Annotated in this window: 18 protein-coding genes; 14 read left to right on the plus strand and 4 right to left on the minus strand. The window is 65.5% G+C overall.

What is annotated here, in order from left to right:
- Positions 1-4: 4 nt before the first annotated feature.
- From nrdI to nrdF, 3 genes are read left to right on the plus strand one after another with little or no spacing between them, the layout of a single operon-like run.
- Positions 5-454: a class Ib ribonucleoside-diphosphate reductase assembly flavoprotein NrdI gene (gene nrdI / locus ACFWHT_RS13865; protein ID WP_378829545.1), complete on the plus strand. Its 450-nt coding sequence runs from the start codon at positions 5-7 to the stop codon at positions 452-454.
- A complete protein-coding gene (nrdE, locus tag ACFWHT_RS13870) occupies positions 421-2,595 on the plus strand; it encodes a class 1b ribonucleoside-diphosphate reductase subunit alpha (RefSeq protein ID WP_378829547.1) in 2,175 nt (724 codons plus the stop codon). Before nrdI ends, nrdE begins: the two co-directional genes overlap by 34 nt.
- Positions 2,596-2,626: 31 nt before the next feature.
- The gene (nrdF, locus tag ACFWHT_RS13875; RefSeq protein ID WP_378829550.1) at positions 2,627-3,607 is read left to right on the plus strand and encodes a class 1b ribonucleoside-diphosphate reductase subunit beta; all 981 of its coding nucleotides are present in this window, start codon (positions 2,627-2,629) and stop codon (positions 3,605-3,607) included.
- Positions 3,608-3,892: 285 nt separating this feature from the next.
- Here the strand turns inward: nrdF and ACFWHT_RS13880 are convergent, their stop codons facing one another.
- Entirely contained in the window at positions 3,893-5,074 is a 1,182-nt protein-coding gene (locus tag ACFWHT_RS13880; RefSeq protein ID WP_378829552.1) for an MFS transporter, read from the minus strand.
- Complete coding sequence (locus ACFWHT_RS13885; RefSeq protein ID WP_378829553.1) at positions 5,071-5,907, minus strand: MurR/RpiR family transcriptional regulator; 837 nt, start codon at positions 5,905-5,907, stop codon at positions 5,071-5,073. The genes ACFWHT_RS13880 and ACFWHT_RS13885 overlap by 4 nt, the downstream gene beginning before the upstream one ends.
- A gap of 130 nt (positions 5,908-6,037) precedes the next feature.
- On the opposite strand from ACFWHT_RS13885, the gene ACFWHT_RS13890 reads away from it, so the two are divergent.
- The 4 genes from ACFWHT_RS13890 to ACFWHT_RS13905 are packed head-to-tail and all read left to right on the plus strand — an operon-like array spanning position 6,038 to position 9,860.
- The gene (locus ACFWHT_RS13890) at positions 6,038-6,676 is read left to right on the plus strand and encodes a tripartite tricarboxylate transporter TctB family protein (RefSeq protein ID WP_378829555.1); all 639 of its coding nucleotides are present in this window, start codon (positions 6,038-6,040) and stop codon (positions 6,674-6,676) included.
- A gap of 1 nt (position 6,677) precedes the next feature.
- A complete protein-coding gene (locus tag ACFWHT_RS13895) occupies positions 6,678-8,189 on the plus strand; it encodes a tripartite tricarboxylate transporter permease (protein ID WP_378829558.1) in 1,512 nt (503 codons plus the stop codon).
- Positions 8,190-8,223: 34 nt separating this feature from the next.
- On the plus strand, positions 8,224-9,234 hold the full coding sequence (locus ACFWHT_RS13900; RefSeq protein ID WP_378829560.1) for a Bug family tripartite tricarboxylate transporter substrate binding protein: 1,011 nt from the start codon (positions 8,224-8,226) through the stop codon (positions 9,232-9,234).
- A complete protein-coding gene (locus ACFWHT_RS13905) occupies positions 9,231-9,860 on the plus strand; it encodes an RraA family protein (protein WP_378829562.1) in 630 nt (209 codons plus the stop codon). Before ACFWHT_RS13900 ends, ACFWHT_RS13905 begins: the two co-directional genes overlap by 4 nt.
- A gap of 208 nt (positions 9,861-10,068) precedes the next feature.
- Here ACFWHT_RS13905 and ACFWHT_RS13910 read toward each other — a convergent pair whose 3' ends face one another.
- On the minus strand, positions 10,069-10,956 hold the full coding sequence (locus ACFWHT_RS13910; RefSeq protein ID WP_378829564.1) for a MurR/RpiR family transcriptional regulator: 888 nt from the start codon (positions 10,954-10,956) through the stop codon (positions 10,069-10,071).
- A 107-nt stretch (positions 10,957-11,063) separates the two neighbouring features.
- On the opposite strand from ACFWHT_RS13910, the gene ACFWHT_RS13915 reads away from it, so the two are divergent.
- Genes ACFWHT_RS13915 through ACFWHT_RS13945 form a run of 7 tightly spaced genes read left to right on the plus strand, consistent with a single transcriptional unit; the run spans position 11,064 to position 17,932 of the window.
- Entirely contained in the window at positions 11,064-12,275 is a 1,212-nt protein-coding gene (locus ACFWHT_RS13915) for a C45 family autoproteolytic acyltransferase/hydolase (protein ID WP_378829566.1), read from the plus strand.
- A 20-nt stretch (positions 12,276-12,295) separates the two neighbouring features.
- The gene (locus ACFWHT_RS13920) at positions 12,296-13,945 is read left to right on the plus strand and encodes an ABC transporter substrate-binding protein (RefSeq protein WP_378829567.1); all 1,650 of its coding nucleotides are present in this window, start codon (positions 12,296-12,298) and stop codon (positions 13,943-13,945) included.
- A 5-nt stretch (positions 13,946-13,950) separates the two neighbouring features.
- Entirely contained in the window at positions 13,951-14,901 is a 951-nt protein-coding gene (locus ACFWHT_RS13925) for an ABC transporter permease (RefSeq protein ID WP_378829569.1), read from the plus strand.
- Positions 14,898-15,746, plus strand: a complete 849-nt coding sequence (locus tag ACFWHT_RS13930; protein ID WP_378829572.1) for an ABC transporter permease — start codon at positions 14,898-14,900, stop codon at positions 15,744-15,746. Before ACFWHT_RS13925 ends, ACFWHT_RS13930 begins: the two co-directional genes overlap by 4 nt.
- Before the next feature lie 3 nt (positions 15,747-15,749).
- Complete coding sequence (locus ACFWHT_RS13935; RefSeq protein ID WP_378829574.1) at positions 15,750-16,544, plus strand: ABC transporter ATP-binding protein; 795 nt, start codon at positions 15,750-15,752, stop codon at positions 16,542-16,544.
- Positions 16,541-17,395, plus strand: coding sequence for an ABC transporter ATP-binding protein (locus ACFWHT_RS13940; RefSeq protein ID WP_378829576.1), 855 nt, complete (start codon positions 16,541-16,543; stop codon positions 17,393-17,395). Before ACFWHT_RS13935 ends, ACFWHT_RS13940 begins: the two co-directional genes overlap by 4 nt.
- 15 nt (positions 17,396-17,410) lie before the next feature.
- Positions 17,411-17,932, plus strand: a complete 522-nt coding sequence (locus tag ACFWHT_RS13945; RefSeq protein ID WP_378829577.1) for a hypothetical protein — start codon at positions 17,411-17,413, stop codon at positions 17,930-17,932.
- Positions 17,933-17,952: 20 nt separating this feature from the next.
- On the opposite strand, the gene ACFWHT_RS13950 is transcribed toward ACFWHT_RS13945, so the two are convergent.
- Positions 17,953-18,333: a VOC family protein gene (locus ACFWHT_RS13950; RefSeq protein ID WP_378829579.1), complete on the minus strand. Its 381-nt coding sequence runs from the start codon at positions 18,331-18,333 to the stop codon at positions 17,953-17,955.
- Between the last annotated feature and the right edge of the window lie 154 nt (positions 18,334-18,487).

Raw genomic sequence — 18,487 nt, forward strand, 5'->3', positions numbered from 1 at the left:
GGCCATGAGCGCAGTCGCGACCGCCGCGCCGCTCCTGGTCTACTTCTCGAGCGTGTCCGGCAACACCGCACGCTTCATCGAGAAACTCGGGCTTCCCGCCCGCCGCATCCCCCTGCACCGCACTGACGAGCCACTCGTCATCGACGAGCCGTTCGTGCTCGTCACCCCGACGTACGGGGGCGGTCAGGGGCGCGGCGAGGAGAAGGGCGCCGTTCCCAAGCAGGTCATCCGGTTCCTCAACGACGAGCACAACCGCAGCCTGATCCGAGGCGTGATCTCGGCCGGGAACACCAACTTCGGCGAGGCGTTCTGCCTGGCCGGTGAGATCGTCAGCCGCAAGTGTCATGTGCCGCACTTGTACCGGCTCGAAGTATTCGGCACGCCGGATGATGTCGATCGCGTGAGCGACGGATTGGAACGATGGTGGACACGGCAGTTGAAGAGCAGGCAGTGACGGAGCAGGTGCAGTTCAAGGTCAACCCTGCGTTCGAGGGGCTCGACTATCACGCGCTGAACGCGATGCTGAATCTGTACGACGCGAACGGCAAGATCCAGTTCGACGCCGACAAGCGCGCCGCCCGGGAGTACTTCCTGCAGCACGTGAACCAGAACACCGTGTTCTTCCACTCCCTCAAGGAGCGGCTGGACTACCTGGTCGAGAAGGAGTACTACGAGGGTGCGGTCATCGAGCAGTACTCGTTCGACTTCATCCAGAAGCTCAACGACCTCGCCTACTCGAAGAAGTTCCGCTTCGAGACCTTCCTCGGCGCATTCAAGTACTACACGAGCTACACGCTGAAGACGTTCGACGGCAAGCGCTACCTCGAGCGCTTCGAGGACCGGGTCGTGATGACCGCTCTCGCCCTCGCCGAGGGCGACGAGCAGGTCGCGATCGACCTCGTCGAGGAGATCATCTCGGGCCGCTTCCAGCCGGCGACACCGACCTTCCTCAACGCGGGCAAGGCACAGCGCGGAGAGCTCGTCAGCTGCTTCCTGCTGCGCATCGAGGACAACATGGAGTCCATCGCGCGCGGCATCAACTCGTCGCTGCAGCTCAGTAAGCGCGGCGGCGGCGTGGCTCTGCTGCTCAGCAACATCCGCGAGTCCGGCGCCCCGATCAAGCAGATCGAGAACCAGTCCTCGGGCATCATCCCCGTCATGAAGCTGCTCGAAGACAGCTTCAGCTACGCCAACCAGCTCGGTGCGCGCCAGGGTGCGGGTGCGGTGTACCTCTCGGCCCATCACCCCGACATCATGCGCTTCCTCGACACCAAGCGCGAGAACGCCGACGAGAAGATCCGCATCAAGACGCTCTCGCTCGGCGTCGTCGTGCCCGACATCACCTTCGAGCTCGCCAAGAAGGGCGAGGACATGTACCTGTTCTCGCCGTACGACGTCGAGAAGGTGTACGGAGTGCCGTTCGGTGACATCTCCGTCACCGAGAAGTACTACGAGATGGTCGACGACGCGCGCATCAAGAAGACCAAGATCAACGCGCGCGAGTTCTTCCAGACCATCGCCGAGATCCAGTTCGAGTCGGGCTACCCGTACATCATGTTCGAGGACACGGTGAACAAGGCCAACCCGATCAAGGGCCGCATCAACATGTCCAACCTCTGCAGCGAGATCCTGCAGGTGAACACGCCGACCACGTACAACGACGACCTGTCGTACGACCGGATCGGCAAGGACATCTCCTGCAACCTCGGCTCGATGAACATCGCCCTCGCCATGGACGCCGACGACCTCGGCCAGACCGTCGAGACCGCGATCCGTGCGCTCACCGCGGTGAGCACGCAGAGCCACATCAGCTCCGTGCGCTCGATCGAGGACGGCAACGACCGCTCCCACGCGATCGGTCTCGGCCAGATGAACCTGCACGGCTACCTGGCCCGCGAGCACGTGTTCTACGGCTCGGAGGAGGGTGTCGACTTCACGAACATCTACTTCTACACGGTGCTGTTCCACGCGCTGCGCGCCTCGAACAAGCTCGCCATCGAGCGCGGCGAAGCCTTCGACGGCTTCGAGGACTCGACGTACGCATCGGGTGCGTTCTTCGACAAGTACATCGACCAGGCATGGGTGCCGGCGACCGAGAAGGTCAAGGAGCTCTTCGCGGGCAAGCACATCCCCACCCAGCAGGACTGGGTCGAGCTGCGCGAGAGCATCCAGAAGCACGGCATCTACAACCAGAACCTGCAGGCGGTGCCGCCCACCGGCTCGATCTCGTACATCAACAACTCGACGTCGTCGATCCACCCGATCGCGTCGAAGGTGGAGATCCGCAAGGAGGGCAAGCTGGGCCGCGTGTACTACCCGGCGCCGTTCATGACGAACGAGAACCTGGACTACTACCAGGACGCGTACGAGATCGGCTACGAGAAGGTCATCGACACGTACGCCGCCGCCACCCAGCACGTGGATCAGGGCCTGTCGCTGACACTGTTCTTCAAGGACACCGCCACCACGCGCGACATCAACAAGGCGCAGATTTACGCCTGGCGCAAGGGCATCAAGACGATCTACTACATCCGCCTGCGTCAGCTCGCGCTCGAGGGCACCGATATGACGGAGTGCGTCAGCTGCATGCTGTGACGCGCCAGGATCTGAGAACAGGAAAAGAACGATGACACCCTCTCCGAAGCTCACGCTGGTCGACCACGTGCAGGCGATCAACTGGAACCGCATCCAGGATGACAAGGACCTCGAGGTCTGGAACCGCCTGGTGAACAACTTCTGGCTGCCCGAGAAGGTGCCGCTGTCGAACGACGTGCAGTCGTGGAACACGCTGACGCCCGAAGAGCAGCTGCTGACGATGCGCGTCTTCACGGGGCTCACTCTGCTCGACACGATTCAGGGCACCGTGGGTGCGGTCTCGCTGATCCCCGACGCGATCACCCCTCATGAAGAGGCGGTGTACACGAACATCGCCTTCATGGAGTCGGTGCACGCCAAGAGCTACTCCTCGATCTTCTCGACCCTCGCGTCGACGAAGGAGATCGACGAGGCGTTCCGCTGGTCGGTCGAGAATCAGAACCTTCAGAAGAAGGCTCAGATCATCGTCGACTACTACCGCGGCGACGACCCGCTGAAGCGCAAGGTCGCCTCCACCCTGCTGGAGTCGTTCCTGTTCTACTCGGGCTTCTACCTGCCGATCTACTGGTCGTCGAAGGCGAAGCTGACCAACACCGCCGATCTCATCCGTCTGATCATCCGTGATGAGGCCGTGCACGGCTACTACATCGGCTACAAGTACCAGCGCGGGCTCGAGACCGAGACGGCGGAGCGCCGTGAGGAGCTGAAGGACTACACCTTCTCGCTGCTCTATGAGCTCTACGAGAACGAGGTGCAGTACACGCAGGACCTCTACGACGGCGTCGGCCTGACCGAGGACGTCAAGAAGTTCCTGCACTACAACGCCAACAAGGCCCTGATGAACCTGGGCTACGAGGCGATGTTCCCCTCGACGGTCACCAACGTGAACCCGGCGATCCTCTCTGCCCTCTCACCGAACGCCGACGAGAACCACGACTTCTTCTCGGGATCGGGCTCCTCGTACGTGATCGGCAAGGCCGAGGCCACCGAAGACGACGACTGGGACTTCTGAGAAGTGCGCGGCGTCATGCAGTGTGGCGCCGCGCCACATTGAAGCTGGCACACCTCAAAGGGAGTGGCGCTACTCGCCACGGAGCGTCGTCCCTGCCGCCCATGGCTCATCTCCACGACCAGCTGCAGGCGGAGAGCCCGCAGCTGGGGTCAAGGGCCGTCAATCTGTGCCGCATGTGTCTTCTCGGCATCGCATCGGGCTTGGCATACGACCGAGAGAGCGGCGTGTCGACTCGGTCCGAACCGCGTTCGCGGGTGCGGCGGGGCAAGCGATACCCACACCGACTCATACGTCGTCACCCCTTTCGGTGGTGCGAGCCGAGAGCGCTACTGCAGCTCCGAGAGCGAGAACGACGGCGTTCGCCCAGAACACAGAGATGAGACCGAGGGGCCCGGCGATGGCGCCCACGCCGAGGGGAATCGCGACTTGAGCGATGCGATTGGCCGTCAGCCGCAGGCCTAACGCCGCTCCGTGCGCGGTGGGCGGCGTGATAGCAGTCGTCCATGCCATCGTGAGCGGTTGAGGTACTCCGAGTGCGATGCCGAGCCCGACCATTACCGGGATGGCGCCCCACGTTCCGCAGAAGGGGAGCGCGACGAGACTCGCCACGCCGACGAGCATGGACGTGACGAGCAAGGGCTTCCGACCGAACCGCCCCACGAGACGCCCGAGCCCGAGACGGCTGAACACGGAGATGAGGGCGCGTAGGGAAAGAAGGAGCCCGACGGCAGACGCCGGGATGTTCCGGTCGACGGCCCACAGGGGCACAAACGTGTACAGCAGATCTACAGTGACGAGGACGGCTCCGCTCGCAGTCAGCGCCTTCCATAGCTCTGGGGCTCTGAGCACCTCCCTCACGCGCGGTCTTGTCTGCGGTGCCGTGGTCGCGCGTCGGTGGGCGTCACCCTTGTGGAGCACGAAGATCATAGGAAGGGCGGCGAGTGTGAATCCCACGCACACAGCCAAACCCACGGTGACGTCCGGCCGTGTCGCTCCGTGCAGAGTCGATCCGATGGTGACGGCCGAAGGGCCGATCAGCTGACCAATCGAAGCGGCGGCGGCCAGGGTGCCGAATCCGCTGTCGTGGGAACCGCCGCGGCTGGCGTGCGCGACGTAGGTCTGCTGGCCGACCATCACGCATAGGTGACCGAGTCCGACGACCAGAGTGCCGAGGATCAAAGTCGCGACCGTCGGCTGAAGGAGGAGAATCGTCGTAGTCCCGGTGCCAGCGACGATGAGGCCGCACGTGGCGACGGAACTGCCGCCGATCCGGTCGCTGACTCGGCCGATAGGTAGAGCGGCCACAATCGTAGGGACCGCGAAGCAGGCTGCCAGAACAGCGAGGAGTAGCGGGTCCGCCTGGAGGGCGAGTGCCTGATACCCGACCATGATTCGCACACCGACCCATGACGCTTGCGACAGCGAAGCCTGGAGGCTGAGTGCAAGGCGCCAGCGAGGCGCGGTCACGAACGGATCGGGATCTCGTCGGTGCCACCCAACATGCGCGTGAGACCGTCGATGTCCTCACGGATAGCGTGATAGCGATTGCGGTCAAGATGGTAGATCGCAAGTTGAAGGCCGTAGCTGATAGCCATGGGGACGAAGAGCGTTCGGTACTCGCTGTCTGCGCTTCGAGCAGCGGCCAAGAGTTGGTCGGGGGCAGGGCGGATCTGCGCCCCGGGCACGTCCGTGATAATCAGCGACTTGCCTCCGCGCCGGCTCACCTCGCCGATGAGCGCCGGGAGCATGCGAGGCGTCTCCCGGAGCGCGAATCCGATGAGAACGCTGGAGGAATCGAACGGCACGAACCGCTCGGCGAGGTCTTTGGCTTGCGGTGTCAGCGAGACGACGACGATCCCCACACGTCGAAGGCGTCGGCCCAGCAGCTCCTGGAGAGACCGCGAGTCCCCGTTCGCAAAGATGTACACGACGCTCGCCTCGCTGATGGTTCGGGCAGCGGCATCCAGTTCGTGCTGGTGAACGAAGTCAGAGACTCGTGACAGTCCCGCCAACTCGTCGTCGATGAAGGAGGCAAGGTCGGGGCCGGAGTCCGAACGCATGAGAGCGACGTGACGCTGCTGAGATTCATCGACGCGCAGGTCCCTGCGCAAGTCGGGGTATCCGCGATACCCGAGCTTCTTCGCTAACCGGACGACGGTGGACTCATGTGTCCCGGCTCGTGAAGCGATTTCCGCAGCCGTCAGTTCAGACGTGGCATCGCTCAGTAGCACCGTGATCACCTTCTGCTCTGTAGTGCTGAGGGACGCGGTGCTACGTGCTGCGACAGCTCGGAAGCTCATTCTCTCTCCTTCGAGACACCCATTTCAGGTCGTGTTGACAAGTGTGGCGCATCCTGCAATCCTGTGCAAGTGCGCAAGTTCGCTTGTGTGCTTGCAAGCGTAAACATATCCGCAGAGAGGCGGCTTGACGATGACGTCGAATGTGTCGACTTCGCCCGCAGCGAAGTCGCGAACGTATCTGGAATGGTGGGTGGTCGGTGTCAGCCTCGCCGGGGGCATCGCGGTAGCCATCTCAGGGCTCGGCTTCGGCCTGACGAATACCACTGGCGTCGGCGCGGGCTTCTTCCCACTCGTGGCGGGTGCCGCGATTGCGCTCGGTTCGTTGCTCTGGGGTTTCCAGATCCTCGGCGAGCTGCGCGAGCGTCGCAGGGAAGGGCTCGCATCGTCCAGCGGGGAGATCGGTACTCGAACCTTCGAGGACAAGCGTGTCGATCCGCCCACCGATACCGCGCTTGGCGCCCTCGTTGTCGACGGGATCGACGAGGAGGACGACGATATCGTGCTTCCCGATCGCCAAGGTGTCATCCGTATCGCATCGGTCGTCGTCGCCCTCGTGCTGGCTGCCATCGCGCTGCCATTCCTTGGCTATCTGCTCACCATGACCCTCATGCTGTTCGCCGTCATGACGCTGGTCAGTGCTCGTCGTTGGTGGGTCGCGCTCATCGTCGCCGTTGTCGCCGCATTCGCGAGTCGCTTCGTGTTCGAGACGCTTCTCGGAACCGCGTTGCCACACCCTGCTATCGACATCCTTCGCGTGATGGGACTCTGACATGGACTTCGGTGCACTCTTTCAAGGACTTCTGACGGTACTCACCCCTGAGAACCTGCTGTTCGCCCTGGTCGGCTGCGTGCTCGGAATGCTCGTCGGCGTGCTGCCCGGCTTCGGCCCGGCGGCGGCGGTGTCGCTGCTCATTCCTGTCACCTTTGGGCTGTCGCCGACAACCGCAATCATCATGCTCGCCGCGATCCTCTACGGTGCCGCGTTCGGCGGGACAATCACTGCCGTACTGTTGCGTATCCCCGGCGAGGCATCGTCCATCGCGACGACGCTGGACGGATACGAGCTCGCCAAGCAGGGACGCGGAGGACCGGCGCTCATCATCGCGGCGGTTGGCTCGTTCGTGGGCGGGCTCGTCGGCGTCATCGGGTTCGTCGCTGTCGCACCGTTCGCTCGCATCGCCTTGGAGTTCGGAGCTCCGGAGCTCTTCCTCGTCGCTCTTCTCGGGTTGGCTCTCATCACAAGCTTCGCCGGCGCGAATCCTGCGAAGGCACTGCTGAGTGCTGGAGTGGGCCTCGCGATCGCGACCGTGGGCATCGACCCGGGCGTTGGAATCGTGCGGTTCGGCTTCGACGTCCCGCAACTCTTCGACGGGTTGAGTCTCGTTGCCATCGTCATGGGCGTCTTTGGTCTGAGTGAGGTGCTCTCGCAGGCGCAGCGCGGGCCGCAAGGCATCCCGAAGCCGCTGTCAGTGGGGCGGCTTTTCCCCACGCGGGACGACTACCGTCGGTCGGCTCTCCCTTTTCTTCGCGGTTCGGTCATCGGGTTCTTCATGGGCCTCCTCCCGGGTTCACCGGGCTCTGCCACCTCACTCGCGTCGTACGCCGCGGAGAAGCGATTCTCTCGCCATCGCTCACTGTTTGGGCGGGGCGCCATTGAAGGCGTCGCCGGACCCGAGACTGCGAACAATGCGCTCGCGGTGTCGTCCATGATCCCGTTGTTCACGCTGGGTATCCCGACATCGGCGACCGTCGCCATTATGGCCGGTGCGTTCACCATCAACGGGCTCATCCCCGGTCCGTTGCTCTTCCGTGACAACCCCGAGGTTGCATGGGCAATCATTGCCAGCTTCCTCGTCGGCAATGTGATCCTGCTGATTCTGAACGTGCCGCTCGTGCGAGTGTGGATCGCGGTCCTTCGCCTGCCATTCGCCTACTTGATGGCCGCGATCCTTGCGTTCATGTTCCTCGGGACGTACTCCATCGGCGGAAACACGTTTGAGATCTTCGTGATGGTGGCATCGGGCGTCGTCGGATACGTCTTCCACCTGTTGCGAGTTCCACTCACACCGCTTGTCCTCGCCATCATTCTCGGGCCGCTCCTGGAAGACAATTTCCAGCGATCCCTCGCTCTATCGAAGGGGGACTGGGGAGTGTTCGTCAGCAGCCCCATCGCGTCCGGCCTGCTCGCGATCTGCGGACTCGCCCTCCTGCTCGGAGTGCTTCGTCCCGCCCTCGCCGCAGTCATGCGCAAGCGGGAGCGCACCCGTTCCACGTCCCGATAACAGATCACACCAACACTAAGAAGGAGATACTCGAGTGAACAGATACCGTCGTCTCGCGCTCGTCACTGTTGCCGCTCTCGCCATCGGAGCCCTCGCTGGGTGCACCAGCGCCTCCGGTACGACCGATGAAGGGAGCCAGGAAAAGTGGCCGGCCGCGGGCACCACCATCGAGTGGATCGTCCCATCCGCCGCGGGGGCGGGAAATGACATCCTTGCTCGCATCATGGCCCCGGTCATGCAGGAGGAACTCGGAGGCACCATCAAGGTTGTGAATGTCGAAGGCGGAAGCCAGGTGGTCGGCCTGACACAGCTGGCCACCGCAACGCCTGACGGGACCTCTTTGGGCCCCACGAACATCCCGTCGATCCTTGGCCGCTACCTCGACCCGTCGAAGAACGCGCCATTCGACCGTGACGACTTCTCCGCGATCGGCGGGTTCGCAGTGAACTCCATCGTCATCGCGGTTGGCAAGGACAGCCCGTACGACACGGCGGAAGAGCTGTTCAGCGCCATCGAGGAGTCACCGGGGGAGATCACCGCAGGCACCGACTCCCGAGGGGGCGATGATCACATCAACCTGAACCTGCTCGAAGACGCCACCGACACCGAGCTCAACATTGTGCACTACAACAGCGGAGCCGACAAAGTGGCAGCCGTGATGTCGGGGGAGATCGACATGGCGCTCGGCGGGGTCTCCAGCTTCTACGGGCCCTACCAGTCCGGGGACCTCAAGCTACTTGCTGTCGTCGACGAAGAGCAGAGCGACCTGATCCCCGACGTTCCGACTTTGGAGAGCGCGGGATACGAGGTTGCGCCGATGGAGAGCCGGTTCGTCCTGTCCGTTCCGTCGGCAACGCCTGACTACATCCAGGACGCTCTCGAAGCAGCGCTGAAGAAGGCGACTGAGGATCCCGACGTCGTCGAGAAGCTCAAGGGCGCGGCGACGGTGACCGAGTGGTTGTCAGCTGAGGACGCAGGCGAGCTCTGGGATGAGAGGGAAGCCGAGATCGAGCCCATCATCGACGATCTTCTCGGGCAGCAGTGAGCATCGTGACAGAGGGCGACAGTGTGCGAGAAGCGCCCGCGGCACTGACTGCTGAACAGAACCAGCGCTTGGACCGACTCGCGACTTCCAGCATCGTCGACTCCATGGACCGCCTCGGTGCTCCCGATGCAGGAATTTCCGCGGTCTGGCCCGGAGCGCGAGTCTTCGGCCCCGCGCTCACGGTGCTCACCGCCGCCGGAGACAACCGCATCATTCATGAGGCTCTGGACAATGCGAAACCCGGCGACGTCGTTGTCGTGAACGGATTCGGGGACCGCAACCGCGCACTCATCGGAGATCTCATCGCTGAACGCGCCAGGGCGCTGGGCGTGGCCGGCTTCGTCATCGACGGGTGTGTCCGCGATGCCGATGCAATCCACGAGGTGGGCCTTCCGGTCTTCGCTCGCGGTGTAACTCCAGCGGGACCCTATAAGAATGGCCCCGGGCAGATCGGTGTGCCGGTCGCCATCGGTGGAGTTGCGGTCCTACCGGGAGACATCGTCGTCGCGGACGCAGACGGAGTGGCGTTCATCCCTCGCGCGAGGGTCGACGCTGTTGTCACCGCAGCGGAACTCAAGCTCGAAGCGGAAGCGACCAAGCGCGCACAGCTGCGTGGCGAGAACTAAGGCGAGTGGAGGTCGGAAGATGCTCCGACCTCCACTCGTACCAACTGGCCCGAACGGTGGAGTGCAGCGGAGAAGGGCTGTGTGGGGCGGCGACTGTCCCTCACCCCCATAGCAGTGAACGGTTGTCAGCGATCTCGGGGGCGACCCCGGCCCCGTCCGCTTCGCAGCGGCCGCTAACGACGTTCTTGGCGGCGCGGTGACTCGAGTGTCAGTATCCGAGGCGGGATCGGATGTCGTTGAGCAGTTGCGACGAGCGCAGTGCAGCGTCGGGGGCGACCGCTGAGATCCCCTGCACGAGCACATCCGAGATCAGGATGCCGGCAAGGCTCTCCGAGGTGAGGCCGGTCGGGGTGTGCGGTGCGGTGAGTGTTGCGTCTACGCGCGAGGAGAGCCGCTCGTGGAGTTCGTCGGTGACGAGGATCACATTCGCACCGACCAACTGCGCGTGATCGAGCAGCACGTCGATGTCGCGGGTCACGCGGCCGGGTGCGAAGACGACGAGCGCGTCTCTCGCGCTGAGGTTCATGACCTCGTCGGCGAGTCGGAAACCGTCGGTGCTCAGACGCCGGGTTGCGATCCCTGTGCGACGGAGGCGGAGGGCGAGATGCTCCGCCGCGATGCCCGATGCCCCGAGACCATAGCAGTACACGTCATCGGCGCGGACGAGCAGGTTGATGGCAGCGGAGTACGAACTGTCGTCGTTCGAAGTCCGCGCGAGGTCGATGAGCGAGGCCGCCTCGTCCCATGTCTCCTGCTGAATACGGGCGAGATCCTGCCCGATGTGCTCGATGCGCGTCTTGAGCCGGACCTCGGGGGACACGCTGCTCGAGAAGGGAGCGGCGACCTCCTGCTTCAGCTGTGAGAGCCCCGAGTAGCCGAGCTTCTGCAGCGTGCGCACGACCGAGGCGTTCGACGTGCTGCTCTGCGCACCGAGTTCCGCCGCGCTCGCATACAGCAGGTGTTCGGCCGAGGTCGACGACAGCACCCGGCACACCGCGCGCTCAGACTTCGAGAGATCGTTCCACGCGCTCGAGATGCGGCCGCGGAGCCCGGAGAGCGCCGGATTGTCCGTACCGGTTGTTACAAACGGGTCCATCGATGTATCATTCTGTTCGAAAGCTGTTCATCCGTAACGGATGTTCCAATCATCCCGGCAATGCCGGTATTGCGCAACACCAGCAGCGCAGCGTACGAGGAGGTCGCATGGCGGACACCAGGCCGATCCGCATGATCGAGATCAGCGGAGATGCCCGAACGCGCGGACGTCAGCACGGTGAAGGCGCCGCTGATCTCATCGCGCTCTCGCTGGAGTACTACCGGGAGGCGCTGACGCAGCAGACCGGCATGAGCTGGGCTGCGATCACCGATTCGGTGTCGCGGTGGTTGCCGGTGAGCGAGCAGCTCGCACCGCAGCTCGTCGAAGAGATGCGGGGGATCGCCGAGGGTGCCGGTGTTTCGTTCGCCGAGATCGTCACTCTCAACGTTCGAGGCGAGTTCGTCTACGACCATCAGGGCGCACGTGCAACAGTTCCGGCTCCCGAGGTCGACGATGACGAGCGAGACGCGGTCGACGGCTGCACGTCGTACTTCCTGACCGGGGAAGGGAGCGGCACCGGGCACACCCTCATCGGGCAGAACTGGGACTGGCGCACCAGCACCACGGACACCACCCTCATCGTGCGGGTCGTGCAGGAGCCGTCGCCGACGATCATCATGCAGGTTGAGGCCGGTCAGGTGGGCCGCCACGGCGCGAACTCGGCCGGCATCGCGCTCAACGCCAACGGCCTGGGTGGCAGCTTCGGCGGCGGAGTCGGCCTGCCGCAGACGCTGATCCGACGCCTGGTGCTCGATCAAGCGGGCATCGCGCCTGCACTCAAGGTGCTGGTCAAGACCCGGCCGCACATCGCGAGCAACGCGCTGCTCGCGCATCGCAGCGGATTCGGCATCGACATCGAGACGACGCCGGCCGGCGTGGACTGGATCTACCCCGAGCATGGAGTGATCGCGCATACGAATCACTTCCAGGCATCCGTGCCGACGCAGGTCGCGGGAGCGTATCGTCCGGTCTCGGCGGATTCCCTGTTGCGACTGCCGCGGGTTCAGGAAGGGCTCGCGCGTGTCGCCGGGGCGACGACCCCGGCGGAGAGCTACGAGCTCGTGCGCGCGGCGATGTCTGATCATGTCGGACACCCCGAGGGTGTCTGCACGCATCCGCACCCCGATTCGCCGGCGGTGAAGCAGTGGTCGACGCTGCTGTCGAGCTGCGTCGATCTCACGACGGGGGAGTACCGCGTCGCCAATGGATTCCCCTGCAGGACCGCGTACGAACTGCTGCCCTGGAACCTCTATGACGGCCCGGGCGATCCCTTCGAACCTTCCGCGCACCAGAGCCCCATTTTCCCCCTGACAGACTGAACAACGAGGAGACGAGTTCAATGAAGAATCAACATCGCCCCATCTCGCTGATGATCGGCGCGCTCGCCGTTTCATCACTGGCGCTCGCCGGGTGCAGCTCCGGATCCGGCTCGGATGACGACGGCGGTGCCGCACAGCTCGACGCACCGTTCGGGGCGACCACACCCGCGGCGAGCGGTCCGATCGACAGCGTGACGTGGATGCTGGGCGGTGAGCCCACCACGCTCGACGCCGACATCGATGCCACGACGCCCGACGACACCGTGCTCGCGAACGTCTGCGACCGGCTGATGCAGGTGCAGCCCGATCTCACGCTCGGGCAGGGCATCGCTTCGGCCGCCGACTGGGTCGACGACACCCACCTGGTCTTCACGATCCGGCAGGATGCGCTCTTCCACGACGGCAGCCCCGTCAGCACCGCGGACGTGCTCTGGAGCATGCAGCGCCACTCGGCCGAGGGTGCGGCGGAGTCCGACGAGTATCAGAACGTCGTCTCGATCGAGCAGACGGGCGACGATCAGATCACCGTCACGACCTCTCAGCCGGACGCGATCCTGCTTCAGGCGATGGCGGGCGACGGCGGCATCGTCTGGAATCCGCGCGTCATCGAGGCCGAGGGAGACAACTTCGGCAGCCCGACCTCGGCTTCCGCGTGCAGCGGCCCGTACGAGGTGACCTCGTGGGAGGCCGGATCGCAGCTCACCATCACCAAGTTCGCCGACTACTGGAACCCCGACGTCGACGCCCTCGCCGAGGAGGTCGTGTTCCGCTGGGCCGAGGAGACCGCGATCGCCAACAGCGTGACGACCGGTGAAGCGCAGGGGTCCTTCCTCGAGAACGCCGGCGCGGCGATCAGTTTCGCCGGCAGCTCCGACGTCTCGGTCTTCCAGGGACCCTCGACCAACGCGTGGGTGCTGGAGACGACCGATCGCGGCGCGCTCACGGACGAGCGGGTCCGCAAGGCGCTGTCGCTCGCACTGGACCGGGAGGGCGTCGCGACCGCGGCCTTCGGGGGGCTCGCCGAGCCGTGGAAGACGCCCGTGGGGTCGGGATCGTGGGGCTACGAGGTCGAGGCCTTCGAGACGGCCTACGATGCCCTCAAGGGGGCGCCGGCGAAACCGAGCGAGGACGACCTCGCCGAGGCGAAGAAGCTCATCGACGAAGCGGGCGCGCCGTCCGAGCCCATCGTGGTGGCATCGAACGGCTCCTCGACCCACAACGTGATCGCGAACGCGCTCGTCGCCGCAGCGAAGTCGATCGGGCTCGAGGCCGAGATCACCGTGGTGCCGCAGGTGCAGTACGGCGACTTCTACTCCGACGCGGAACTGCGCGGCCAGGCAGATCTCTGGCCCGACGAGTACTACATCTCGAAGAACGATCCTCTCGGGTTCTACAAGAACGGCAAGTCCGATGCGAGCGTCAACTTCGGCGTCTTCAGCGACCCCGAGTACGACGCTCTGGTCGATGCGGGCTACGCTGCCACCGATGACGCCGAACGCGCCGAGATCACGATCGATCTGCAGCGGCGCTGGGTCGATCATGCGATCTGGCTGCCCGTCGTCGCCACTCCCGCAACGCTGATCATGTCGAATGACGTGACGGGTGTTCCCTCTTCGGCGGCGTACATCTACTACCCGTGGGCGGCTGACCTCGGCAGCGCGAAGGGCTGACCCCGATGGCGTTCGCGATCCGCAAGCTCGCCGGCATGATCCTCACGCTGGTGATCGCTTCCTTCATCATCTTCGCCGCGATGTACGCGGCACCGGGTGACCCGGTCACGTTCTTGATCGGCAACCCCGAGAACATGACGCCGGAGCGGATCGCGAACGTCCGGGCCCAGTACCATCTCGACGAGCCCATGCTCGCGCAGTACTGGCACTGGGCCTCCGCCACGCTGACGGGGGACTTCGGTCAGTCGTTCCAGTACCACCAGCCCGTGAGCGCACTCCTCGCGGCCCGGGTGCCCGTCACGCTCTCTCTCGTCGGGTACGCCGCGGTCCTGCTCTCGGTCGTCGGCATCGGGCTCGGCGTCCTCGCCGCGGTTCGCCGCGGTAAGACGGTCGACACCCTCATCGTCGGAGGCACCACGCTCGCCGCGAGCGTGCCGTCGTTCGTGCTGGGCATCGCCTTCGTCGCGCTCTTCGCCGTGCAGTTGCGATGGTTCCCCGTCGCGGGCGCAGGATCAGGGGGATTCGATCGGCTGTACGCTCTGACGCTGCCGGCGCTCACCCTCGCGATCACGGCTCTCGCCATCGTCAGCCGGGTGACGCGCCAGTCGATGATCGAGCAGTTCTCCTCAGAACATGTGGAGGCTGCGCGAGCCTCGGGTCTGCGCGAGCGCTTCATCGTCCGCGACCATGTGCTGCGGGGATCCTGGGGGCCGATCATCACCATGGTCGCACTCGTCATCGCCAGCATGATCGCAGGCACCGTCGCGGTCGAGACGGTGTTCGGCATCTCGGGCATCGGATCGCTCCTCGTCGACGCGATCAACACGCACGACTTCCCGGTCGTGCAGGCCGTCCTGCTCTTCATGGTCGTCGCGTACATGGTCGTCACCACCATCGTCGACCTCCTTCTTCCGGTGCTCGACCCTCGCATCAATCGAAAGGCGGTGTCCGCATGACCGCGATCCTGCCACCGCGGGTGCGCCGGCGCAGGCGAGGCGGATCCGACATCGGGTTCTGGATCTCGTCCGGCTTCCTGGCGCTCGTCGTCGTCGCGGCCGTCCTGGGGCGGTTCCTGGCGCCGTATGAGGCGGATGGCGTCGACTTCGCCGCGATCTGGTCGGGTCCGAGCGCCGAGCACGTGCTCGGCACGGATCAGCTCGGTCGCGATCTTCTGTCCAGGCTGCTGATCGGCACCGGTGAGACGCTGCTCGGCCCCGTGCTGCTGCTCGTGCTCGCGTCGATCATCGGCGTGGCGGTGGGAGTGCTGGCGGCGTGGCGGGGCGGCTGGCTCGACACGCTGCTGGCGCGGGTCACCGACGTCATGTTCGCCTTTCCCGGACTGCTCTTCGTGGTGCTCGTCATCGCGGTCTTCGGGAAGGGTCCGGCCACCGCCGTCGTCGCCCTCGCGTTCGCCTATGCTCCCGTCATCGCGAAGTACACCCGCAGCCTTGCACTCAGCGAGATGTCGAAGCCCTACATCGACGCCTACCGGGTGCAGGGGCTGGGCGGTCTCGCGATCTGTGTGCGAGGCGTCGTGCCGAACCTGCTGCCGCCGCTCGTCGGGTACCTCGTGGTGCTGTTCGGAGAGGCCCTCATGAGCCTCGCGACGCTGAGCTACCTCGGGTTCGGGGCGCAGCCGCCCAGTTCGGAGTGGGGCCTCATGGTGCAGGAGGGCCAGGCCGGCATCATCCAGGGACAGTTCCTGCCGACGTTGGTCCCCGGCGCTGCGATCGCACTCGTCGTCATCGCGGTCAACATCGCCGGCGTGCGCGTCGCCGATCGGCTGCTTGCGAAAGGGTGAATGATGCTGCTTGCTATTGAGGGCCTTGAACTCTCGTTCGGCGAGGGGGAAGACGCGGCGCGCATCCTGACGGGGATCAGTCTCGCCGTCGACCGCGGTGAGCTCGTCGGTCTGGTCGGCGAATCCGGATCCGGAAAGTCCACCACCGTGCGCGCAGCGTTGCGGCTCTATGGCGACGAGGCGACGATCGGCGGAAGCGTCGTCATCGACGGCACGGAGATGGTGGGCGCCGACTCCGGAACGCAGCGACGGGTGCGCGCCGAGTCGGTCGCGCTGGTGCAGCAGGATCCTCGCGCCGCGCTCAATCCGGTGCGACGCATCGGGGACTCGCTCGCCGAGCGGCTCGTGCGCGTGCACGGGTGGAAGCGAGCCCGGGCCGACGAGCGAATCCTCGAGCTGCTCACCGAAGTCGGCCTGACGCAGCCCGGACGCCGTATGCGCCAGTACCCGCACGAGCTCTCGGGCGGCATGCTGCAGCGGGTGGTGATCGCCTCCGCCCTCAGCACCGATCCGAAGCTGCTGCTCGCGGACGAGGCGACGAGCGCGCTCGATGTCACCACGCAGGCGGAGATCATCGCGATCTTCCAGAGGCAGATGCGCGAACGCGGTCTCGGGATGCTGTTCATCACGCACGATCTGCACCTCGCCGGGGCGATCTGCGACCGCATCCACGTGCTCAAGCAGGGGGAGATCGTCGAGACGCTCACGGCGCCGGGCCTGTTCGACGGGGCGCAGCACCCGTACACGCGCGCACTCATCGCCGCGGCCCCGTCCCTTGAACCGAAGGAGCGAGCATGAGCCTGGTGGAGGTCACCGACCTGCAGCGCGTGTTCCGAGCGGCACGCGGTGCCGACCACGTCACGGCCGTCGACCACGTGAGCTTCGCGATCGAGTCCGGCGAAGCGGTGGGGCTCGTCGGCGAGTCAGGATCGGGCAAGACCACGATCGCCCGCATTCTCGTGGGCCTCGAGCGTGCGGACGGGGGGTCGGTCACGGTCGACGGTGCGGATCGCCTCAGCCGTGCGCGCGGCAGGACGGAGCGGCTGGCGCGCGCGCGGGCCGTTCAGATGGTGTTCCAGGACCCGAACGGCTCGCTCGACCGCCGGCTCAGCGTGACGGAGACGCTGCGGCGCACCCTGCGACTGCGTGTCGATGCTCCGCACGGCGCGTCCGCGGAGCGCGCGGAGGTGCTGCGGCTGCTCGATCGCGTGCGCCTCACCGAGCGGCATGCCGTGGCGAAGCCGCACGAGCTCTCGGGCGGTCAGCGGCAGCGCGTGGCGATCGCGCGAGCGCTCGCCGTGTCGCCGAAGCTCGTGGTGCTCGACGAGGCCGTGTCGGCGCTCGATGTGTCGGTGCAGGCGCAGGTGCTCGACCTGCTCGCCGAGATCCAGCGCGACTCGGGGGTGAGTTACCTCTTCGTGAGTCATGACCTCGCGGTGATCCGTGAACTGTGCTCGCGCGTGCTCGTGCTGTTCCGCGGGGCGGTCGTGGAGTCGGGCGAGACGTCTCAGGTCCTGACCGCGCCGGAGCACGCATACTCTCAGCTGCTCATCGCTTCGACACCCGGGCCGGGCTGGGACCCGGAGCGAGTCGTGCAGGCCCGGATGTCGTTCACCCAGCGGATGGCGGCGGTGCGCACCGACGGCTGATGGCAGAGTGGACGGATGACACGCAGAACGAGGTCCCTGGCTCCGATCATCGGGCTGCTCGCCGCCGCTGCGCTGCTGATCGCCGGCTGCACCCCCGTGCAGGTGGGTGAGCCGGCGAGCGACCGCTCGCCGGCTGCGGAGACCCTCGCACCGCCGTCGACGTCGCCCTCGTCTTCACCCACGCCCGACGGGGACGCGACGACGAGCTTCCTCGCATGGCTCGACGCCTCGAGGATTCCCGACATCGGCGCCGCGTGCGCACCGTTGGCACCCGCCCTCGTAGACCGGATGCTCGCGGAGATGCGAAGCGACGGCTTCCCCGACGTCTCGACGTGCGACGAGATGATCACGCTCTCCGCTGAGCTCTACCGTGCGTTCGACCAGAGCGCCGAGGTGGAGATCGACGTGCAGTCCGAGACGGCGAGTGACGCCATCCTGTTCGTCACCTACCTCGCCAACGGGGACTGCGGGACGGTCGTCATGGAGCGCCCCGCAGCCACGTGGATCATCACCGAGCAGACCGAGGGATGCGACTGACCAGCATCCGCCCGCCCGGCTCAGGACTGCGCGCTGTAGTCCGGGAGCTCCTGCAGGGTCCAGGTGTTGCCGTCGGGGTCGTCGAAGGTCACGAAGCGTCCCCAGGCGAGCTCGTCGACGCCGCGCGCCTCGACACCGAGACCGCGCAGGTGCTCGAGTGCCTCGTCGGCATCCGGGACCACGACCTGGATCGTGTTCTGCTGCCCCGGCTCGAGGCCGGTGCCCAGGCCCGTGCCGAAGGCGATGGAGCACGCCGAGCCCGGGGGTGTCATCTGCACGAACCGCAGCTCGTCGGTGACCGTCTGGTCGTGGTCGGCGTTGAAGCCGATCTTCACGTAGAAGTCCTTCGCCCGGTCGACATCGCTGACCGGCACGAAGATGAGCTCGATCTTCCAGTCCATCTGCCTGCGCCCTTCTCGAGGTGGCGAGAGCGGTCGCTCCCTGCCCCTGACGGTAGACCTCGCCACCGACATCGACCAGGCCCGCCACGACACCCGTCGACGCCATCCATGCCCGCAGGCGTATACCAGGGCGCGTAGCGTGGGAACCAGCGAT

It is taken from the genome of Microbacterium sp. NPDC058342 (assembly GCF_042723935.1).
In the GTDB taxonomy this organism is placed as follows: Bacteria; Actinomycetota; Actinomycetes; order Actinomycetales; family Microbacteriaceae; genus Microbacterium.